Source organism: Mycoplasma sp. 5912 (assembly GCF_054353835.1).
Map to the genome: position 1 here is coordinate 25145 of NZ_JBTHHI010000006.1, position 24136 is coordinate 49280.

The following is a 24136-nucleotide window of genomic DNA, read 5'->3' on the forward strand; positions in this document are numbered from 1 at the left end:
ATAAAGTTATATTTCCACAAAAACTTTATCATTTATGAATCAAAATATAAAAAAAGGGAGAGTGTTGTCCGACACTCCCGAGCTGCAGATAATCACTTTTATTCTGGCACAGCATGAACTTAGCTAAGGTTCATTTTAAATACTGGGTTTTCACCAAGCACCTTGACTTTGGTCAATATACTCTTTTCGGATTCTGGGTGCTACTAACACACGGAGTTTTTATACTGCTATTCACATAGCGATCAACCGAAAACCTATGTTTGGTAACGTTTGATTGCAACCACCACAGTTGTCAACAAACACACAGGCAAACTTGTGTTATCCGTTAAAGTAATTAAAAACAGTTTCAACCACCTACTTTTGTTAATACGATAACTCAGACGGTGTTCCAACCGTAAGTAGGTGTGCATTAAATCCAAGCAAGATTCACTCTGCCACCTTTTTTAATATTTTATCACTTTGTGTACGAGAAGTAAGAAAATAATTTCATTTTTATTTAAAAAAATAACACAGGAAATTCTCAAAATTTGATACAATTATTCTACATTAAAAAAATTAATATTAATACAATCATATATATATATATATGGAGGACCTTATGAAAGATAAGAAAAAGAAAAATAAATTAGCAATGTTTTTAGTTTCTTCAGCAGTTTTTGCATCTGCAGTTACTGCTGCAGTTATTGCTGCTGTGTATGCACCTAGATTATCTGAACTAACTTCAGAAGAGAAAGCAAAGGAAACTGAAATAAATCCCAAACCACCTAGACAAGAAAAACCAATTGATGTTGTTCCTGTTGCGCCGGTAGAAAGAAAAGAACAATATTTAAAAGATATCAATGCTATTAAAAATACTGTAAATACCAAGAGATTTTCAAAAACATCTTATTTTGACTATAAAAGCAATGAATTGTTAGACGACTTACGTAGTTTAAATACGGTTAATAAGAAAGCAAACCCAAGCGAAATGGATGCTAACAAGATGTCAATTCTTTTTGAAAAAGCATGATCATTAATCAAAGTTTCTGATGCGATTGAATCGTTATTTAACAAGGTTGCAAAATCTAACTTCATTGATGAAATTAAAAAAACTTTTTATTTAGATGAATATCAAAATTTATTATGAAAAGTTCAAAAACAACAAACAGATGAAGCGAAAATAAATGATGATCGCTTTAAACAAAATGAAGCATATGCTGCATCTATTGATGATTCAGATAAACCGAATAGTTTAGTTAAGCAACTTCAATTATTAAAGGTTAGATCAGATTATCAAAAGAATTTTGAAACTATAGATTATTTACAAAGATTAATATCACTTGTAAAAGATAAAAAAGAAGCAAATGCAGATTCTCAGCCACAATTACAAAAAGAGTTAAATGCTATTAAAATCTCATTAGACACTGCACTATCAGATAACCCTGATGCAAATGTAAATGATAAACTTAAAAGTCTAAAAACAAAAGTATTAGCTAAATTAAAAACTGAGAATACAGATGAAAATCAAAGAGGTCAGTTACTTTTAGATGCTCAAAAGGATTCATTAATTCAATTAACTAAACAGTCAGAAGATTTAGATAAGTTTGATAATCAAATTAAAAATGCAAAAACACAAGCAGAGTTAGATAAAGTAAAAAATGATCTTGATAAAGCACTTGATTTATTGTGAGTTAATACACATACACTTGCTATTTCACAAAGATTAGATAATTTTAAAGTTAAATTTGACCAAGCAGGTGAAAAAATCATTACTATAGAAAATAAACGTTTATTTAACGGAAACTATTTAGATCAAGGGGTTACTCAGATTCAATATGATTCAATAATGAATGAAAATCCAGAACTTCAAAAAGAATCATTTATCAAATCTGTTAAAATGTTCCGTAATAAAGTTGCTGAATTAAAAGCGTTGATTGCGAAAATAGATTCAAGCAATGCAGTGCAAAAAACATATTCTGATAATTTAAGTCAAATAATAAGCGATGAAAGTAAAACACTTTATGATATTAATTTGCTTGAAGAACAAGTTAATGCAACACTAAAAAAACAAGACTTTGTTAAGCAAGAAGTTGATTTATTAAATAAAAATACAGAAGTTCCATCAAATGTTAAAAGTGCATTCATTGATTTATTGAATGCTTCTGTAAATGATTCATTATTAAAATTAGATCAAATTAAATGACTTTCTGAGTTATATATATCTACTTTAAATATTAAAAAGGCCGCATTAGATGAAATAAATAAAATCGCTGATGATGCTAAAAAGCAAGAACTTTTAAAATCATTTAATGAAATAATTTCACCTATTTTAGATAAAATCGATGCAACTTCTGCAGATATTAGTAAGTCTGTTACTGATATACTTGAGAAAATTGCGACAAAAGCAAAAGAATATAGTGAAACAATAGAAAAAGTACAAAAAGACAAAAATGAAGATGAACTCAAGAATTTTAAATTTGACCAAATCGATAATCGTGCTAAATTTTTACAATTATTAACTAAGACACAAACTGCAAATAATGCTGTTGCAAAAAGAAAAGCAATTAACGAGGTTGAATTAGGTTATGTAAAGAGCATTCAAGATATAATCAATGAAGCACAAAAGCAAAAACAAACTAATTTCAATAATGTAACCAAAGATGGTGATAAAGAAATAGCTGATATTAATACTATCTATGCAAACCTTAAAACAGTTGAATCAAGCATTGTTGAAGATACCACAACTGAAAAAATAATTAAAGTTTTAGAAGATGCTAATGCAGCAGATATCGCTACCTTAAAAGCAACCGATGGAGCTTTAACAAGTGATCAATCAACTAATTTTGATAAAGAACTTGAAGAAGCCAAAAAAGCCACATCAAATACAGATAAACTTAAAAAATTACAAGAGTTGAAAACAAAATTATTTGAAGCGAAAAATAAAGCAGTGGATGCAGATCAAAGTCTGATTCCAGATTTAATTGAAAAATTAACCGTTCAAAAAACCAGGGACACATTTAAAGAATATTATCAAAAAAATAAAGCAACAATGACTAGTGCTCAATTGGTTAATGATTTTCTATATGGTAATCCAACTAACGAATCTGATAATACTAAACAAGGTATATTAACACAATTAAATTCAGAGTTAAATTCCGAATTAGTTATTCAGTATAAAAATAAATCTGATTTAGATAAAATGTTAGTTGATTCAAATCCACAGAAAAAAGAATCATTTGATACAGTTTCAACCGAATTTTCTAAGGCATTAACAAATAATGTTATTGATTTATCAAGGGCAGTAGATACTGTTAAAGCAGCAAAAACTTTTGTTGGTAAATTAATAGCTGATGCATATAATTTATGAACAAAAACATTGTTTATTAGTCAAGAAGATGGGGTTAATGGAATTGGAACTACTAAATTTAGACAAATTATTCGCGATGCTGAGGGTTCAGAGGAAAAACTTAAAAAAGCAATTGGTATCGGTAATCAATTGCTAGAAAAATTTAGATTTGCAGTTGTAATGGATTTAAGAAAACTTTCTGATGTAGATCAAAGAAAAGTTCATTTAATTGAATTTCTTCAAGGAAAAGATTCAGATCATGTGCCAGATTCTGTAAGAACTTATAAAGCACTATCAATATTTATTAATGCAATTGTAGATACACAGAAATTAATAGATCAAATTAAAGACCAAAATAATAAATCTCAATTGCAAGAAGAATTACGTGTTGCAACAGATGCTTCAAAAGTAAACGAAGTAAAAGTTAAGGTTCAAAAAGCATTAGATGAACAAAATAAACAAGATGCTGAAACTGATAAAAGAGATTTTGATGCTAAAAAACCTAAAATTGCTTCATTAGCAGCAACAATAACAAATACTGATGCAAAAACTAAGCTAACCAAACAAGTTAATGATTCTACTAATCTGCAAGAGTTGAATATCGCGGAAAAAGCAGTTAATGATCAACTTGCTAATGAAAAGACAGCGAAAGATTTAGCTGATTTAAAAGCAGAAGTTCAAACATTAATTAATAAGCTTTCAGAAGCAGACAAACCAACATATCAAGCAAAATTAGATAAACCAGAAAATAATAATACCAAAGCACTTACTGCTTTAAAAAACGAAGTAGAAGTAAAACTTGATCAAAAAAATAAACCGACTCAATCAAAACCAACAGATTCACAAATAACTTCTGAGCAAAAACAAACTCCACAACCACAAGAAGAAACAAAAAATCCAAATAACCAACAAGCAAACACAGAGCAAAACCCTCAAACAAAAGCAAACGATCAATCAAAACAAGATAAACCAAAAACAAATGAAAGCACAACAACTAATACAGAAACTAAAACACCTACAAATTCTAGGAATAGCAAATCAAAAACAACAGCCGCAATAATAGCAGCAGTAGTTTCTTCTGTAATCGCACTTATAACTCTACTTTCATTTGGTTGATATTTAAAGAAAAAGAAAAATAATAAAGCATAAAATATAGCACCAATGGTGCTATATTTTATTCTATATACTAATTATAGTGTTGACAAACCGATCCTACTTTTTAAAAATCAAATCCTTTTGCATAAATACATTATTTTTGAAATTATACTCACTGATTTTTGCATATGTAATTTTGAAACCATCTAATAAAACATTCATATCATAGATAATATTGTTAGTATTATTATAAATATAGTTATAAAAATTATCTCTGATTTTCTTATCTGTAATTCTTATTACATATATAGCAGCGGACACAAAATAATTATCATCTGCGATAGCTATTTTTTTAGCATTCGGTAGACTTGAAAAGACAATATCACCTTTTAAAGCAACTTTTGATGATTTTTTATTTTTATTATTTTCATGTTTAATTTTACCATTTTGGATATCTGATATTTCTAAGTATTTATAATTTACATTTTTATCATAAACAGGATTAATTACATCAGCGATATCGTTGATACTGATATAACCAGTTTTCGGTTTGTTAAATCTTGGATAAATAATACGTTTTTGATCTTTATCTAACAACAACATCTGATTAATATTTTTAATAAAAGTAAACTTATTTAACTTACTTGTAGTATTTCTGGTAAGAAATTCTTTAACAATTGGAGCATAATTTTGCTTTAAATTATCATTTAGTAGGGTTATTCCTAGTTTATTTCGATTAGTGCTAAATTCATAACCTAAAAATTCTTTTTCGGCATTATTGCTACCAAACAAAGTTTTAGGCGAGTTAATAACTAATATATTATAATTTAACTCTACCTTTTCTTGTTTTTGCATAAACAAGATAATTGGAGATGTTGTAGTACCACTAAAAGTTATATCAGCTGATTCAAAAATTGCTCTAATCTTAAAGTGTGTTAAAACAAATTCGCGTGCTGTTGCATATTGTGCGGCTGTTAAAAAAGATCTAGGTAGAATTATAGCTGCATAAGCATCATCTTTAAGCAACTGATAAGTTCTTTCAATGAATAATACTTCTATTTCACTACTTTTAGCATCCAAGGTTTTCAGTAAACTAAAATCTTCACTAGATACATTGTTTTTTAAAACATTTTTTAAAAAACCGGCAACAGAAAAAGGAGGATTTGCGATAACAAAATCAAAAAAAGGATTGAAAGTTTTCTCGGTGTATAAAGGACTATTAATAAATTCAATAGAATTAAATTTATTAATTCCATCCGCATTAATAATTTGTGCTTCACCATCCCCATTTAAAAATGTAGATATTTTAGATGTCTTTGCCAATCGATAATCTTTTTCTATCCCAATAACATGCTCATTTGCTCAACTAAACGGGTTAACTTGATAACTTTGAATCAGTTTATTTATAGCAGATGTATAATTTGGTTGAAGTTTTTGGATAACATTTTCGATATAATCCATATACGAAACCAAAAAGTGTCCACTTCCACTAGCGTAATCAATCATTTTAGGAATAAAATCTATATTTCTTTGTTCTAACTTAGATTTAATAATTGTTTCAATAGGTAGGGAGTTAACCATAAATTCTACTATCGGCATTGGAGTAAAGAATTGTCCAGATTCTTGTTTTCAAGATGTGTTAAGAAGTTCTTCGAAAAAGTCCCCTAAAAATTGGTGTTTGTTGTTGTATTTAAATTTATATGATTGCAGTAATAAAACCATTTCTTTTAAAACACCGTTGTTTTCGATAAATGTTTTATCATCAAAAACTTCAATGAAGGAAAAAGCATTATTTTTCTTTAATCGCAAATCATCTATAACTTGACGGAGTTTTTGTTTATTATCATTATTTTCAATGATTGATTCAATTTCCGAATCAGAGTAGTCAATAATTTGTTTTTTCATACAATAATTCATACCATTTTTGTATAAATCATTTAATCTTTTAAGAAAACTTAAATCATTATCAATATTATTGATGAATTGAAATTGCATCCCATTAATTTTTTGTCCATCTATTTCAAAATTACTATCTTCTAAAATTTCATCATATACTTTTGCAATAAAAATATTAATCATCTTATCAAATGCATTAGATTTATCAGAAACACTATTTTGTCTAAGAATGCTTAAAAACTGGTTAAAAATAAGTTTCACCGCATCAGAATCTATTTTTTTTAATTGATGATATTTAATTACTTGAAATTCTGCTTCAAAGAGATTGTTATTGAAAACAAAATTACTTATATCTCATTGTTTGTTTCATATTTCATACATTGATTCAGTTGATTCTGCTTTTGTTAAAATATCGTTTATAAAAATATTAAAAAATTGGTGACTTTGATTTATAAAGTTATAGGTGTAGTAACTGCCAACCTTGATGTTTTTATCTTGAAAAAGATAACTAAATATTTGCATAGTATGTTTAGCATATTTATGATTGATATATTTATGGATTGAGTTTATATCTTTTACTTCAAAAATATAATAAGGTTTTGCATCTTTTGATACAACTACATCTGCAAAACCTGATGTGTTATGACCGAGTTTTCAACTTTTTTCTAAATATATTTGTGATTTCTTATATCCTTTTTCTAACAGAGAAGCAACTAACATCAAAACGGATCAATTTTCATTTTTGCTTAAATCAAAAATCCTTTGGTGTCCAAAGTTTTTAAAGTTTTCTATACTTCATTTTTCATTATTTAAATCTATTTTAATAATAGCATTCTTGATTCTGATTGTTACAACACCATCTTCTTTTGAAAACAAAGGAAAAGTATTTAATAAAGTGTTTAAGTATATTGCATCCATAAGTATCTTTCTAATTATATATGATTTTGATATAACGGTTTAAAAAGGTAAAAAAAAGAGACATATGTCTCTGAATTATTATGTGAAAGGAGGGTTATCTCAAGCAGTAAGACCTATAAGTCTTTCATTCTTGTCTTAAACAAGGTTCTTAATAATAATATCATAGTTTTGTAAAAAACCAAGAAAAATATAATCTTTCTCTTAAATACCAAATATTAAGGTATTAGGAAAAAGAATTTGATCGTTTCTTTTAGTGCGTTGGTGCCCCGAAAAAATGTAGCTTAATCACAAATAAAATAGTTTACTAAACTACTAAGATTTAAATATTTTCGTTTCTTTATATTGAATATTATCTCTATTGTTCTTTAATATAAATATAAGCAAATATAAATTTTATGTATGTTAAACAACCTAATAATGAAAAGAAAATAAAAATTTCCAGTTTTATTCTCAAAAATAATATAAAAACAAAAAAAAAAAAAAAACAATTCAAAAATTTAAATAAAATTAAAAGTGTTTATTTGATTATTTTAAATATAAAACATATTTTCTATTAAATAGTATAAATAGATGATTTGTAAATCATCTAACTTAATAATAAGAAAGGAAAAAATGAGAAAAAGAAATAAATTACTTACATCTCTTTTATTTATATCTGCTTCTACAACAGCGATAGCAGTAAGTTGTGGCAGTCAAACACCTGCTGCTAAACCGGAAACACCAGGAAAAGAAACACCACCAAGTGAGCAAACTAAACCAGGTAATCAAATCCCACCTGATGAAGGAAGCAAACCTAGCGATGGAACACCAAAACCAGGTGGTGAAACAACCAATCCTGGAGAAGAAACTAAACCAGGACAAGGAGATGGTTCACAAACACAAAATCCAGGTGGTTCTGGTGAAAGCGGGAATAAACCTAGTGATGGTTCAGGGACAGGTACTACAACACCAGAAGACGGAACAAAGTCTGGCTCAGGAAACCCAGATGGTTCAGGAACAAATCGAACACAGGAACCAGTTGTTCCTAAAAAAGAAGCTGCTAGTGTTGTAGCAATCGATGCAAACAATTTATACAGTCAAGTGAACAAAGAACTTTCATTACCATATACAGTGCAAGCATACTATAGTGATGGAACAACTAAGGAAGTTCCTGTTTCATGAGAAATATCAAAAATTAAAAAGGAAACTCCTGCTGTTTATCAAATTACTGGAACAGTTGCAGGTAAGCAATTTGTAAAAGAATATGAAGTATATAATGAAAGTGCTTTTCAGATAGAAAATCCTTATATTACAGTATATGAGAATGATAAAGTAACCTTACCTGAAACAGTTAAAGTCATCTCTAAATTTGGTACATTTAATGAACCTGTTGTATGAAATGAGCATTCATCAGTTTCAACAGCAAAAGGTACACAGCAAGATATCACAATCCAAGGACATCTAAAAGACTATACTAATAGACCCGTAACAGCATACTTAAAAGTTGTAGATAATAACTATACAACTAATACATCTACTAACATTGTAGATACTAATGCATCTGATGTCAATCATGCAACAGCGACTGTTAAACCTGCTAAAACTGGTTCTGGCGATGCTATTACCAATATAGTTGATGGAACTTGAAATAATAGTGAAAATAGATTTACCAACTATGCAGGAGATCGTCAAGCAGATGCTAAAACAGGACAAATAACAATTGATTTAAAAAGAAAACAAGATATTGCTGGTGTTAAGTTATTTATGTTTGCTGATTTTAATACAGGTAATAACGGACCAAAATACTTATATATTTCCACATCAGAAGATGGACAAACATTCCATCGGGTATTTAATCAAAGTAAAAGTGATAACTTCGCATTAAATACATCTGCTAATATACAAGATGCTAATAATAGCAACAACTATGTAATAACTTTTGAAAAAGTTAATGCACAATATATTCGTTTTGATTATGAAAACTATCCACGTGATGATACTCATAATTATGTTTTTGGTTTAAGAGAAGTGTTTGTATATGGTGCAACCAAAGCACAAGGACATAGAGACAAAGATAGTAGTAACTCACTTGATTCTATTGTTGTTAAAGGACATGGTATAACAACAGATACATCCACATTATTTTCACCTGACAAACTTGATTATAACGGAACCAGTAGTCCTAGTGATAATTTCCCAACCGAAGTAGATTTTAACTTACCACAACCAAGTCGTGCAAGGGTGCAAACCTTTAGCATCCAAATTGATGCAAATACTAAAAAATGATATGCATTAGTTTGATCAGAAACAGGACAAGTTAAAACATATACTTATACTCATAGATTACTTACCGATACCAAAAAACTTACCACTGTTGCTTTCTCAGTTCCAGACATTACCATTGGACAAGCACAACCTGTTATATTTAATTTAATCGCAAATGATAACACTAAGATAGAGCCAAAAGACCTAGATAAAAATGGAATTGAATTTCACTTAGTAAATAATCAAAATCCAAATATATACTTTAGTTATCAAAGTGGTAATTTTATCGGTCGTCACTTTACTAATGCTCAACAAGTCGTGATGAAAGTAACATATCAAGGAATTTCATATACATCTGCACCTGTAAGTATCAATGTCTTAGAATCACCTACTTCTCCTTTCTCATTTAGAATGGATGAATTAGCAGTTGCTAAAACTCAAACCTTAGATGTTTTAAAAGGTGATAGCATTAATTTACCTAAATACATCGAAGCAATTTATCCAGGAGATAAATATGCTAGATATGTTGATGTAACATGAAATAATATTCCAACAACAGCAAATAATGTTGGATTCTTTACTTATAGTGGAACCGCAACATATCGAAACTTAACTAGAACTGTAACAGCAGCAGTAACTGTGCATAATATTAAAAGTGTTTCAGATATTCATATTTCAACTTTAAGTGGATATGCACCTGATTTACCTAATACTGTTACTGTATTTGATGATTTAGGTAGAGCATATACAAGGGCTGTTATATTCCCTACATTATCTGATGATGAACTTAATTCAACTGATGTTGTGATGAAAGAAGCAATAGTTGCTGGAACAAATTTAAAAGCAAAATTATATGTTGCTAAGGTAGCTAGAGGCGAAAGCACTACAGCTTCCGTTGTCTCTCAAAAACCTGCAACTACACAAGGACAAACTACTTCATTATTCCCTGCTGCATTCGCTTCTTCTACTATGAGTGCAAATACATCACAAGATAGTAGTGCTGTCACATATTCTGTAGATTCATTAAATGATGGAACTGCTGCAACAAATACGACAACTCCTGTTTGAAGTAATAAATATACTGAAGCAGAAAGCACACCAAAAACACAAGCTGCTAGTTCTGCAGGGAGTTCAGATTCTGGTTCTGGTAAGTCCAATACAGAACATACAGCATCACAAACAGCAACTGACACTACAGATAATCAAGAAGAAAAACAACAAGATGGACATTCAAGCGGTTCAAAAGTAGCATCTGTTGCGAAAGCAGAAGAATCTAAAGCAGTAAAACAAAGCGAAACACATACAGATACAACAAATACTGCTAATGATAACTATGTTGGAGTTGCTTTTGGGGATTCTACATCTAAGTCTGTTAAAGTAGATCGAGTTAAAGTATGATTTGCAGCAGCTGATGATGCTAAGAAAGTAGGTATTCCTACAACTGTTAGTGTCGAATATTTATCATCAGCAGTCACAGGATTAACCGATTCTACAAAAACTCAATTATCTAATCTAAATGATAGTTCATCAACTGCAACAAACTTAAAAACTGGTACCTGAACCCACATCACCTTACAAAACCAAAACCCAACTATTAAACCAAATGATTATACTGAGTTAATCTTTGCTAAACCAGTTGATGCATATGCAGTAAGAATAAAATTTAGCATCCCAACCAATAAAAATTCAGTGCAAATTAAAGAGTTTCAAGTTCTTGCTCCAAATACAAATGTTTCAAAACAAAGTAGTTTTGAAACAACTGTAAAATATGATCAAAATAACTATCCAGGATTTAATGAAAAAGCAGATATTACAACTTATACTTTATGACCTGATCAAAGTTTGGATAAATTACGTATTTCTGCTACAAATAATGCTAATATCTTTACAACCTTACAAGATGAAACTTTAACAGTTACTGTTTCATCAGAAGATGCAAGTAATTTTAAAACATTTGTATTTAAAACTACATCTGCTGATGCACTAGCAGAACGAAGATCAAAAGTAGTTGATAATGTTTGATATTTACTAAACAACTTTACCAGCAAAAACTATACCCTTACCAAAGGAAGTGCAGTATATGCACAAGCGTATAAGGTTTGAGGCATGACTAAAACAGCATCAGTTACTGATTTAGAAAAAGCTTGAAATGAATTAGAAACATTAATGAAACAAGATTAATTATTAATATTCACATCGCATTGTAAACAATGCGATGTTTTTGTATATTTTTGTTAATTTAGTATATCGATATTTACTGATGAAAAGCCAGGATAATGAAAATATAAGAAAATTTTGCAGTTTTATCTTTTAAAATTAGATAAAAACAAAAAAAAAAAAAAACAATTCAAAAATTTAAATAAAATAGAAAGTGTTTTATTTTCAAAAACATTTTTTTGTAATAAAACAAATTTACTAGAAAATAAAATTTTATAAATATTCAAATAATGTAAAAGGAATAATTATGTGAAAAAGAAATAAATTACTTACATCTCTTTTATTTATATCTGCTTCTACCACAGCGATAGCAGCTAGTTGTGGAAGTCAAAGTTCAACTACTAAACCTAAAACACCTGAAGAAGGAAAAACACCAGGTGAACAACCCAAACCAGGAGATCAAACCCCGCCTGACGAAGGAAGCAAACCAAGTGATGGTGGAACAACCAATCCTGGAGAACAAACTAAACCAGGACAAGGGGATGGTTCACAAACACAAAATCCAGGTGGTTCTAACGAAAGCGGTGATAAACCAGGTGATGGTTCAGGGACAGGTTCACAAACTACACCACCAGAAAATGGTGGACAAAATTCAGGTAGCGGCGAAGGAAATGTTGAAACAAAACCTGGTAATGGTAGTGAAAACCAAACCACACCCCCTGGTAATGCTAATGAACAAAATCCTAGTGATACAGATGATTTAGATGAAGAACAAACTTCTAAACAACCTGCAAGTATTTTAGATATAGATGCAAATAATTTACATAGTGAAATAATGAAAGAACTTGTTTTACCTCTTAAAGTTAATGCTATTTATAGTGATGGAAGTAAAAAGGAAGTTGATGTTACATGAGATAGTGCTAAGGTTGATAAAACCAGAGCCGCAGTCTACCAAATAACTGCGACAGTTGATGGTAAATCATTTGTAAAAGAATATGAAGTATATACCTTTGAAAATGCATATCAAGTCGAAAGTCCTTATATAACGGTATATGAAAATGATTCAATTAGTTTGCCTGCAACAGTAAATGTGTTTTCTAAATATGATAGTAAACCAGAAGCTGTAACTTGAAATTCTACAACTAATGTTTCAACTGCAAACGGAACATCAAGTGATATCCAAATCAAAGGACATTTAAATGCTTATGCTGATAAAGAAGTTACTGCTTATTTAAAGGTTATTGATAGTTATTACACTACAGGAACACAAAATATTGTAGATACAACATCATCTGATTCCAACCACGCAACTGCAACAGCTGTCCCAGCACAAACTGGTATAGAAAAAATAGTTGATGGAACTTGAAATAACAGAAATAATAATTCTAATAACTGAGTAGGTGATCGTCAAGCGAATGCTCAGACAGGTCAAATTACAATAGATTTAAAGACTGCGCAAGATATAGGTGGTGTTAAGTTATTTATGTTTGCTGATTATAATACTGGAACAAATGGGCCGAAAAGTCTATATATTTCAACTTCAGAAGATGGAGTTAATTTCCATCGGGTATTTAATCAATCAAAATATTCTGATTTTACATTAGTAAATTCATCTACTGTCGGAATTACTAATGAAAATAATGAGAATAACTATAAGATTACTTTTGAAAAAGTATATGCTAGATATGTTCGTTTTGATTATGTTAATTATCCAAGAACCGATGTACCGACAAAATCATATGTATTTGGATTACTTGAAGTATTTGTTTATGGTGCCACAAAAACTACTGGACATCGAACAAAGGATGCCAGCGATTCATTAGAATCGATAGTTGTAAAAGGGAATGGAGTTACATCTGATACATCGACATCATTTACAGCTGATAAATTAGATTATCAAGGAAGTAGTAGTTTTACAGATGGATTCCCGACAGAAGTAGATTTTAACCTACCAAATCCATCAAGAGCTAGAATGCAAACTTTTAGCATTCAAATCGATAAGTTTACTAAAAAATATTATGCTTTTGTATGATCGGAAACTGGAGTTACAAAAACATATACATATACTCATAAATTAATTAATAAATTAAAAACTGTAGCGTTCTCGGTTTCAGATATTACCATTGGACAAGCACAACCAGTTGATGTTTCATTAGTTTTAGAAGACGGAAGTAAAATAACTCCTGAGTGATTAGATAAGGATGGATTTAAATTTGAATTAGTTAATTCAAATTTAACTAATATTTTCTTTGATTATCAAGATGGACACTTTGTCGGTAGACACTTTACTAATAGTCAACCTGTGGTATTAAAAGTAAAATACCAAGGAGTTGATTATACATCTGCACCAGTAAATATTAATGTTAATGAAACACCTGGTTCAAATGCTTTTTATATGGATAATTTATCCGTTGCTAAGACACAGACTATTGATGTTTTAAAAGGTGATAATATAACATTACCTAAATACATCGAAGCAATTTATCCAGGTGATAAATATCCTAGATGAATTGATGTAACATGAGATAATGTTCCAGAAAAAGCAGATAAAGTAGGTTTTTATACTTATAAAGGAACTGCGTCATATCGTGGATTTACTCGTGATGTAACTGCTGCTGTTTCCGTACATGATTTGGTCAAAGTTGCAGATACACATATTGCAACATTATCTGGATATGCTCCTACCTTACCTACATCAGTTACTGTTTATGATGATTTAGGTAATTCATATACTAAATCTGTTACATTTGAAAATTTAACAGATGATGAATTAAATTCTGATCAGATTGTTGAAAAAACAGCAACAGTTACAGGAACAACTTTAACAGCAAAATTATATGTACGTAAAGTTCCGAGAACTGCTGCCACAAAAACAACTGTTGTTTCACAAAAAACATCAGGAAGTTCCGGTTTATTCCCTGCTGCATTTGCTTCTTCTACTATGAGTGCAAGTACATCAAGTGACAATTCTACTACTGTAACATATAATGTAGATTCATTAAATGATGGAACTGCTGATGCATCAACAACAACTCCTGTTTGAAGCAATAAGCATAATGTAACTGCACAAAAAACAAATCAAGAAGAAAGTAAAAATACACAAGAAAATGCAGGTACAACAGGAGAAGGTGGTTCTGCTTCTCCAGCAAAATCTATTGAAGGACAAACAACTGATGAGGATTTGCAAAGTAAAACTCATACAGATTCAACACATAGTGGTGCTGAAGGTTCACATACTGATTCTTCAACCTCAACTGGTAGTTCAGGTAATGGTTCAACAGTTTTAGAACCTAAGACTCAATCAATGGAAGTATCAACTGTTGCAGAACCACAAGATGGAGAAACTGTAAAACAAACACAAGATACACCAGCAAAAGTAAATGAAAATTATGTTGGTATAGCTTTTGGTTCAACCACATCAGCATCAGTTAAAATAGATCGAGTTAAAGTGTGATTTGCAGCAGCTGATGATGCTAAGAAAGTAGGTATTCCTACAACTGTTAGTGTCGAATATTTATCATCAGCAGTCACAGGATTAATCGATTCTACAAAAACTCAATTATCTAATCTGAATGATAATTCATCAACTGCAACAAACTTAAAAACTGGTACCTGAACCCACATCACCTTACAAAACCAAAACCCAACTATTAAACCAAATGATTATACTGAGTTAATCTTTGCTAAACCAGTTGATGCATATGCAGTAAGAATAAAATTTACTTTACCGAATGGATCAGATGCAGTAGTTATTAAAGAACTGCAAGTGTTATCACCTGATACAAATGTAACAAAAGAAAGCACCTTTACATTAAATGTAAAATATGCAAACAATAATTATCCAGGATTTAATGAACATCCAGAAATTACTGATTATACATTAGCAGTTGATCAAAGTCTTAACTTATTAACATTTTCTGCAACAAATAATGCTAATATTTTTACATCTTATCAAGATGAAACCCTAACAGTTGTTGTAACATCTGATGATGGAAGTATGTCAAAAACTTATAAGTTTAAGACTAACACAGCAGATGCTTTGATCAAAGAACGCAGTGATATTAGTAAAAAAGTCAGAAGATTGCTAAGAAAATTTGCTGATCGTGAATATACATTAACTAAAGGAACTGAAATTTATGCAAAGGCATATAAAGTATATGGAATGAGCAAAACAGCAAAACTTACTGAATTACAAAAAGCCTGAGATGATTTACAAAAATTAATGAATTCAAATAAGTAGCAAATGCTACTTTTTTGAATCAAATTTATATGGTTTGTGTAGATTTGATAAAATTGTTTTATGGAAATTTTATTATTGGTAATTACAGAACCTTTTAAATATTTATGAGGGTTTCTGTAAAACCTTTTTGATATACAAAGTTGAAAAGGCTCAACAGAAAAAATTGAATCAATAGAAATTTTTGTTTATTTACCAATAATAAATATTGTTTTCTTAGTTATTAGCATACTTAATGCGATAAGAATCATCCCGAATCCCACAATATGGTTATTTTCATATAAGGTGAGTTTACTGACTTTAATTGCTATCTATATTGCAGCTGAAACGGCATTTATAGTTATTTATATTATATATTTAGGAAATAATATCAAAGAAAATGGTTGGATATGAATTTTATTTTCCTGTATACTGATGGTATTTTTCTTAATTGTCAGTATTTGATCGTTATATGATTTTTATTGGTTTGTAATTGATGTAATAAAAAACTTTTCTGTATGATTTCCGTTTATTACAGGTTTTGTGCAATTTTTAATTGGATTATTATATACATTAATGATTGCATCAGCATTTTTTTATGTTTGCATCTCATATTTTAATGGCTGCATCAATGTTTGAAAATCATAAGTTCTATGGACCTTGAAAACCGATACAAAGTTTATCAATGTTTTCTATAATGATTATTCCGATAATAGCAATTGTTTCATTTATTTTGCTTATTGTGCTTATTGAGCTTTAAATCATTTTACTCTTTATATTATTATACTGAGGTTTAAAACTACTAGCAAACATTGCTAAATAAATTTCAAAATATATTTAACTATAAAGATCGTATGTGGTATAATACATCCAAGTTATATGAAAATTTGAATTAAAACTATAAGTTTTTATTGCAATACTTTTGTATTAAATTTCATACAATATTTAAAACCCTAATATTGTAATTTTATATAACTTATAAAATGAAAGGGGAATGAAAAAAATGGAACTTTTTAACTTTAATTTAGTACAGCCACATACTATGGAAAAGATTTTACTTGCTGAATCTTCATCTGAAGTTGCTACATTAGAATCAAAAAGAATTATCACAATCATCTGTCCAATATTTCCGAGATGATAATTTATTATATTGATTTATAAAACAAGGAGTCAAAATTAGTAGTTTGATTAAAATAAAAAGATTTTATGGTAAGTTTGATGACAGATGAGATATTTATAATGATGAAACTTTTGCATATTATAAATATCTTAAAGCAAAACTACCTGATAAAGGTTGAAAAATACATATTTCAACTAATATAAAATCTTATAATGATATTCTGCAACGAGTAGTTGCATTTTGTAAGATTCATAACATAAGTTTTAAATATATCCAAAATTATAAGGTTTTATATCAGAGTTTATTTGAAAAACAATTAAACAATCTGACTGGTAAATTTATTACTATTTATCCTACAAGTGCAAAAGAAGCAAAAGAAATAATTATTAATCTATATCCAATTTTAAAAGAATTTAAAGCACCTTTAACATATTCAGATAAGCAATATAAAAAGAGTATTATTCATTATCGATATGGCAGTATTAGTAAAAAAGATGAAAATGAATATAAAAAAATTGTAAAAATGTATAAACCTGCTGATATCAAAGATTTATTTTACAGTAAACCAAATTCTAAAATAATTAATGGTTATAACTTAATAGGCTTAATAACATTTGATTCATTTTCTAATATATGATTAGCAACAAAGGATAAACAAAAATATGTTATAAAAGAAAGTAAAAAATACTTTTTAAACGGCGAAAACCTTAAAGCAAGAGAGAAAGAATCGATAATTGCATCAATATCAGAAATACCGAATTTTCCGATTTATGTTGAGAAATTCTGAAATTCACAAAGTATTTTTTATGTATATAAATATTGCGATGGAAAACAACTAGATCTATATAAATATGATTATAATTTGCTTTATGATATTAATAAAGCAAAACAAAATAAAGTTATTGATTTAATTGATGCATTTAGAAGTTTCTTTAATACATTAAAATATAGTTCAGTTGTTTTAAACGATGTGAAAATGGATAATTTTCTTTATAATGAAGATAAAAAGATGCTCTATTTTGTTGATTTAGAACATTCACAAAATCATAAAAGTTCATCACCAATGAATGTTAAAAATCCTTATTGTAATACTAATAATTTAACACACTCTACAGATAAAATGAAGATTTTCTATATGTTATTAGATTTTCTATTTGATTATAAAAAAGATTCTTCCTTAGATCCATCAGATTATTTATCACTCATTTTTTATTTGAACAACTCGTATGAACTCTTAAACATTGCAATTTTTTTATTTAAAGTATTTAATAGAAAACTAACTATTAAACATTTTGATTCGTTGTATAACCTTGAAATAATAAATGAAATCTTTGGCAATAAAAATGATTTATTACCAGCGATTTCAAGTATAACTGATATATTTAATTACCTAAATTTAAGATTAATTTATAGCAATTTTGCTTTCCAAAGTATTTTACAAGTTCTTATTGATATAAAAACAAGTTATGAAGCAAAATTAGTCCTTGAAAAATGATATAAATCTATAAAAGAAAAGTTAGATTATAATCTGTTTTATGATACAGGAAATTATCATTCACCATATTTAATAAACGGAAGTGCAGGAATTTTATATATTTTGCTTTTTGCTAAATATAAGTTTAATATCCATGACTTTGATGAAGAAATTATGTTAATTTCTAATAAGTTATTCAAATCATTTACAAGAAAAATAGGTTTAGCAAACGGTTATGCAGGTATTTTATTAGTGCATTATCTTTATGTTGAATTATATAACATTAATAATGATAAAATCAATAAGCATATAGCATTTATAAACATTTGTTTAAGGGATCAAAAGATCATTGATTATGACAAAAGAGAAATAGATGCAAGTTTTTGAAATGGGTATCAAGGATTACATCTGCTTTATAAAGTCTTTAAATATAGAAAGGAGAAAGTTGAAAAAACTATTTAATAATAAACCTTTGTTGTTTTATATCTTTATTTTTAGTATTATCTCAGTTGCTGCATCATCGATAGTTGTTTATTTTGTTGCTTCATTGATTGATAGCATCAAAAGTGGTGATAAAGCATTATTTCAAACAAATTTAATAGTTGTTATATCTTTAACTGTTATATTCTTAGTTGCCACATTGATGCAACTACTTCTGAAGAATAAATTAAAACAATATGTTAGCACATTGTTAACTAAAGGAGCAGTTTCGAAAATTTCTACTTTGTCATCGCATGAAGTCACTGAAAACAAAGAAGGTAGATACCTAGTTTGAATTAACAAACGTGTGCCAGAACTACAAGAATTTTTATTTACAAGTCTCTTTGATACAGTAATAGGTGTCTTTGTGCAAGTTGCAACCTTAATTGTTATGTTTGTGATAAGTTGAAAATTTGCTTTAATCGGACTTGCAATATTGTTAATTTCATTTATTTTTCCTTTCTTTTTATCAACAATTGCTGGGAGAATGCATAAGAAATTTATGTTTTCAATGGAATCTCATGTTGCAACATTACAAAATATCTTTAATGGATTTAAGTTCTTATGATATTTAAATAAACCTGAAAAATTATTTGATTTTATCGATGTGACATTAAAAAAATGATTAAAAGATTTGGATAAAACACAAAGTACCGTTATCAAATTAGAAGTAATCAATAGTGGTTTTCAATATATCTCATATATATTAATGATGTTTATTATCGGTTACTTTATTTTCTACCAACATGAACCACTTGGTGCAATATTTGCTGTTCCTGGCTACTTTTACACCCTTTCAATTCAACTGCGTTATACAATTTATGTAAACCAAAATTACATTGCTTATAAAAGTTATTTAAAGGATTTTAGTAGTGAATTTGTTGCTTCAAACAAAGATAATGCAGTGATAAATGTAGAAAAAATTCGAATAACTAATTTGAATTTTGCTTATGAAGAAAATGTAATTTTTAAAGACTTTAATTTTACCTTTTATAAAGGTAAAAAGTATGCAATAGTAGGTAAATCTGGATCTGGTAAGTCTACATTATTGAATTTAATTTTAAAGCAACTTCATGGATATAATGGAAGCATTAAAGTAAACGATCAAGAAATCAAAGATATAGATGTAAGTGTATGAAATAATTCATTTACATATTTAAATAGCAACGAGAATGTATTTTATGATAGTATATACAATAATGTTGCTTTATGAAAAGAAAATATGCAAGATCAAGTTAAATTAGCTCTAAAACAAGCTAATTTAACCGAATTTAACCTGGATTATGTTATAGAAAGCGACACATCCTTATCTACAGGGCAAAAACAAAGATTAAATTTTGCTCGTCATTTTTACCGAAACAAAAATCTTTTAATTTTAGATGAAGCAGCATCGAATCTTGACAAAGAAAATACAAAAGATTTATTTAATAAATTAATGCAAAATCCAGATTTATTATTAATTAACTGCACTCATCATCTTGAAGATACTAGTTCATACGATGAGGTAATTAATTTAGAGGTAGCATAATGAAAAATGTTATATCAAAAATAAAAACACCATTTTTGTTTTTTGTTTTGGTTGCTATCATAGTTAATAGTTTTCAATTTGTTTTATCTATCTTAGAAGGTTATGCAGTTAATGCTGTTATCGGACAATACACATTTGTTAAAAATGATGCATTTTTAAGTTTTGGTATTTTATTAATTGTAATTGTGGCTGCATATATTATGTCATCGATAAGCACTTATTTTTATTATATGCTTTCAAATAAATTTGGGATATATACAGCAAAATCAGTTTCTAGAATCTTTTATAACCAATTATTTCAAGCAGATTCGAAAACAAAATCAAATTATTCATCGCAACAAGCCTTTGAACAAGTTTTTAATAATGCAAATGCAATCGCATATAATTCACTGCTTCCACTTGTAAACTTTTTATCTACTGCGATAAATTTAGCTGTAATATTGATTTTCTTTGGATTATCCAACATCATCGCATTTGCTTTTGTAATAGGAATTTTACTTTTATCAGCATTACCCAACTTTATCTTTTATAAAAAAATTAGTTGATATGTTGAGCAAAATCAACTTGTATTAAATGAATTAACATCAAAATTAACTTACTACTTAGAAAGATATTCATTATTATATTTTTCGAATAATCAAGAACTCTTATATAAGTTTATTGAAAATGAAGTAAAAGAATATTATCAAAAAGTTTATCATTTTGATAATATTAATGTTTGAAATAACAATTTATCAAATGCTATTACTGAAATAGGTGTGATTGTAGGTTTAATTGTGTTAGGATTTTTATATATAAAAAATCCATTATCAATATCGATTGGTTTAATATATACCTTTAAAAAAGGAATGGATGATAGTAAAGACAACTTTTCAAAAATGGTTGATGGATTAAAATATGTATTGGCATCACGGGTTTTATATAAAATGCTACAACTTAACTTTGATAAAGATCGAGGGAATGTAAAAATGCAACCTGTTGAAAGCATACAAGTTAAGAATTTAACTTTTGGGTATGAAAATAAACTCTTATTTGATAACTTCAATTATACCTTTAAAAAAGGCAAAAAATATGCTATTATTGGGCCATCTGGTTGTGGAAAATCTACTTTATTAAATTTACTTATTAATAATATCAATGATTATCAAGGACAAATATTAGTTAATAATGCTGATGTAAAAACTTATACTGATGCATCGATTAAAGATAATTTAAGTTATTTGAATGCAGAAAACTTTGTTTTTGATGTTAATCCATTTAATAATGTTTCGTTACTTGAAAATAACGAAGAAAAGGTTCTAAAAGCACTTAAACAAGCATATATGGATGAAGAAGTAATACAGAAGTTTAAGGATAAAGATTTTGATTCATATAATAATTTATCATTAGGACAAAAACAAAGATTAACTCTTGCAAGAAGTTTTTATCAAGAAAAGGATGTGATGCTATTAGATGAAACATTATCTAATTTAAATAAAGATTTAGCAGATAAGATTTTAAATACTTTATTAGAATCATCTAAAACAATTTTACTAGTTTCGCATCATTTAAATACAGATAAATTAGAAAAATTTGATGAAGTTATAAAGTTAGGTTAATAAATTAATTTCGGTTCATGTGAACCGAATTTTATTTACTTTTCATATATTTTCCATATTTAGTATCTTAAATATAGCGGATTTCGACCAACCAGTTTTTTTGTTTATAATTAAGAAAAACACAAAAAAGAATGGAAAAAATGACAATACAGTCTCCAAAAAGCAATTTAGTTGCATTAATCCTATGTATTTTTCTTGGTGTCATAGGAGTACATCGTTTCTATGTAGGTAAAGCAGGAACAGGAGTTTTATTTATCTTATAACTCTTGGTGTAAGTTTTGTATGATGAATAATAGATATCATCATGATAATTACAGAAAGTTTTACTGATAAATCTGGTGCTTTCTTAAAATGAAGCAAATAAATAAAACCAGTCCATTAATATGGACTGATTTTTTATAAAACAAAATAACAATAATAAATTTTACGAATAATTGAAAACGAGAAATAAAAAATTGAATAATATAAAAATCTTTACAAAGGAGGTAAAAAAATGATATTTTGGATCCAAGCAAGTCGAAAGACGAAAGATATGCGATTATAAAAAGGGTAAAAAATCAATAAGGATATCGCAAATATTAAGAAAGGAGCGATAATATTATGAATATAAACTTCAAGGATATCTATACATTAAACAAACAATGGTTGAAAACGAGTGAACTAAATTATTAATTTTTGCTTGCATCCATAATAATTATTTCACATTTTGTTATAATAATTAGAATTTGATATTTTTAAGCAAGTTTTTATTTATATTTTGTGAAAAAATATCATAATTTTTATTTTGGATAATATGATATGTATAGATAAAGATTGTGTAAAGTTCTTAAAAATAAATTTAATTTTATAAAAAGTTAATTTTTAGCTAAAAAAATACGAAAAAATTAACTTTTTATAAAATTAGTATATAATAAATATATAAATTAGAAAGGAAACAAAAAATATGTTAAGAGAATCAAACAAAGAAGAAGTTTTATCAGAACTTCAAAAACCAGGAGACAGATTAGTAGTTTTCTATGCCGACTGATGTGGGCCATGTAGAATGTATAAGGGTTCTTTACAAGAGTTAGCAGATAAAGACAATTTTGAAGTTTTAAGAGTTAATATTGATACTCATAGAGCTTTTGCTAAGGAATCAGGAACTGAATCTATACCTTATTCAAAATTATACAGAAACGGAAAACTTGTAAAAGAATTTACTGGTTTTAAACCATATGATGTATTAAAAAATGATATTCAAGAATATTTAAAATAAAGGTATAAAAAATGGTGCCGACAACTGGACTTGAACCAGCGACCCCGTCCTTACCATGGACGTGCTCTGCCTGCTGAGCTATGACGGCAACTTCTGATATTATACCATTTTTAGATATAAAATAAAAGATTAATTTTGGACTTTTATGTCTGTATATTATCTTTTTTACAACTTTTAAAACAGTTAAGAAATGAAATAAATTCTTAACTGTTTTTTGTTAAAGATTTGGTTAATATGACTCAGAAGTAAAATAAATTTCTTGCATCTTTGATTTTGAAACGAATTTTCATTTCTCATAAAGTTTTTTGAGCATTGCATCTATGAATATATCTTTATTTATATCAACTTACTGGTAAAGAAACGATGAGAGTTTAAAAAATCATAATCATAAACGACACCACATCTTCTTAGATCGCTTTAATGTTGAACATCATATTTTTGCAACCGTTACACTTGAGCAAAAACCAACAAAGTATCTAAATGCATTTAATGCTTTGTTCGATTATATTATAGATTTAAAAGATAACCCTGATTTAGCAATTTTTTTAGATGCTGATTTTGATGTAATTAAAAATCGCATCCTAAAAAGAGGTAGAGATGTTGAAATTAAAAACTTTGATTTGAATATAGATTATTTTAAAAGATTACATCAGTTATATCGTCCTTTGTTTGAGAAATTGGTGAAAAATATAATATTCCTTATAAAATAATTAACACAAATGATTTAGATGACCATCAAGTGTTAAAAGAAGCAACAAAAATTATAGATCGATTTGTTTACGAAAAATAGATATCAGATGATATCTAATTTTTGTCTATTTAAAAATTGA

12 protein-coding genes and 1 tRNA gene are annotated in these 24136 nt (G+C 28.0%); 11 read left to right on the forward strand and 2 right to left on the reverse strand.

Translation table 4 applies throughout. From position 1 onward, the window contains the following. Positions 1-598: 598 nt before the first annotated feature. Positions 599-4474: a hypothetical protein gene (locus ACXYRP_RS02715; protein WP_458615161.1), complete on the forward strand. Its 3876-nt coding sequence runs from the start codon at positions 599-601 to the stop codon at positions 4472-4474. Positions 4475-4537: 63 nt separating this feature from the next. On the opposite strand, the gene ACXYRP_RS02720 is transcribed toward ACXYRP_RS02715, so the two are convergent. Then, entirely contained in the window at positions 4538-7234 is a 2697-nt protein-coding gene (locus tag ACXYRP_RS02720; RefSeq protein WP_458615162.1) for an HsdM family class I SAM-dependent methyltransferase, read from the reverse strand. Between the two features lie 612 nt (positions 7235-7846). On the opposite strand from ACXYRP_RS02720, the gene ACXYRP_RS02725 reads away from it, so the two are divergent. The 9 genes from ACXYRP_RS02725 to ACXYRP_RS02765 all read left to right on the forward strand — a co-directional run bounded on the left by ACXYRP_RS02725 (position 7847) and on the right by ACXYRP_RS02765 (position 23306). Continuing rightward, positions 7847-11659, forward strand: a complete 3813-nt coding sequence (locus ACXYRP_RS02725) for an Ig-like domain-containing protein (RefSeq protein ID WP_458615163.1) — start codon at positions 7847-7849, stop codon at positions 11657-11659. A gap of 283 nt (positions 11660-11942) precedes the next feature. Next, positions 11943-15875: an Ig-like domain-containing protein gene (locus ACXYRP_RS02730; protein ID WP_458615164.1), complete on the forward strand. Its 3933-nt coding sequence runs from the start codon at positions 11943-11945 to the stop codon at positions 15873-15875. A 574-nt stretch (positions 15876-16449) separates the two neighbouring features. Continuing rightward, entirely contained in the window at positions 16450-16611 is a 162-nt protein-coding gene (locus tag ACXYRP_RS02735) for a hypothetical protein (RefSeq protein ID WP_458615165.1), read from the forward strand. A gap of 243 nt (positions 16612-16854) precedes the next feature. Beyond that, positions 16855-16992, forward strand: coding sequence for a hypothetical protein (locus ACXYRP_RS02740; protein WP_458615166.1), 138 nt, complete (start codon positions 16855-16857; stop codon positions 16990-16992). Between the two features lie 43 nt (positions 16993-17035). Then, positions 17036-18907: a class III lanthionine synthetase LanKC N-terminal domain-containing protein gene (locus ACXYRP_RS02745; RefSeq protein WP_458615167.1), complete on the forward strand. Its 1872-nt coding sequence runs from the start codon at positions 17036-17038 to the stop codon at positions 18905-18907. Then, positions 18891-20453 (forward strand): ATP-binding cassette domain-containing protein, encoded by a 1563-nt coding sequence (locus ACXYRP_RS02750; protein WP_458615168.1) that lies wholly within the window; start codon positions 18891-18893, stop codon positions 20451-20453. The genes ACXYRP_RS02745 and ACXYRP_RS02750 overlap by 17 nt, the downstream gene beginning before the upstream one ends. Further along, positions 20453-22051 (forward strand): ATP-binding cassette domain-containing protein, encoded by a 1599-nt coding sequence (locus ACXYRP_RS02755; protein WP_458615169.1) that lies wholly within the window; start codon positions 20453-20455, stop codon positions 22049-22051. The genes ACXYRP_RS02750 and ACXYRP_RS02755 overlap by 1 nt, the downstream gene beginning before the upstream one ends. 140 nt (positions 22052-22191) lie before the next feature. Then, complete coding sequence (locus ACXYRP_RS02760) at positions 22192-22314, forward strand: NINE protein (protein WP_458614829.1); 123 nt, start codon at positions 22192-22194, stop codon at positions 22312-22314. A gap of 680 nt (positions 22315-22994) precedes the next feature. Further along, positions 22995-23306, forward strand: coding sequence for a thioredoxin family protein (locus ACXYRP_RS02765; RefSeq protein WP_458607379.1), 312 nt, complete (start codon positions 22995-22997; stop codon positions 23304-23306). 12 nt (positions 23307-23318) lie between these two features. On the opposite strand, the gene ACXYRP_RS02770 is transcribed toward ACXYRP_RS02765, so the two are convergent. Then, positions 23319-23394: transfer RNA gene (locus ACXYRP_RS02770), tRNA-Thr, on the reverse strand. Between the two features lie 283 nt (positions 23395-23677). Here ACXYRP_RS02770 and ACXYRP_RS02775 point away from each other — a divergent pair. Then, entirely contained in the window at positions 23678-24016 is a 339-nt protein-coding gene (locus tag ACXYRP_RS02775) for a deoxynucleoside kinase (protein ID WP_458615175.1), read from the forward strand. Positions 24017-24136: the final 120 nt, after the last annotated feature.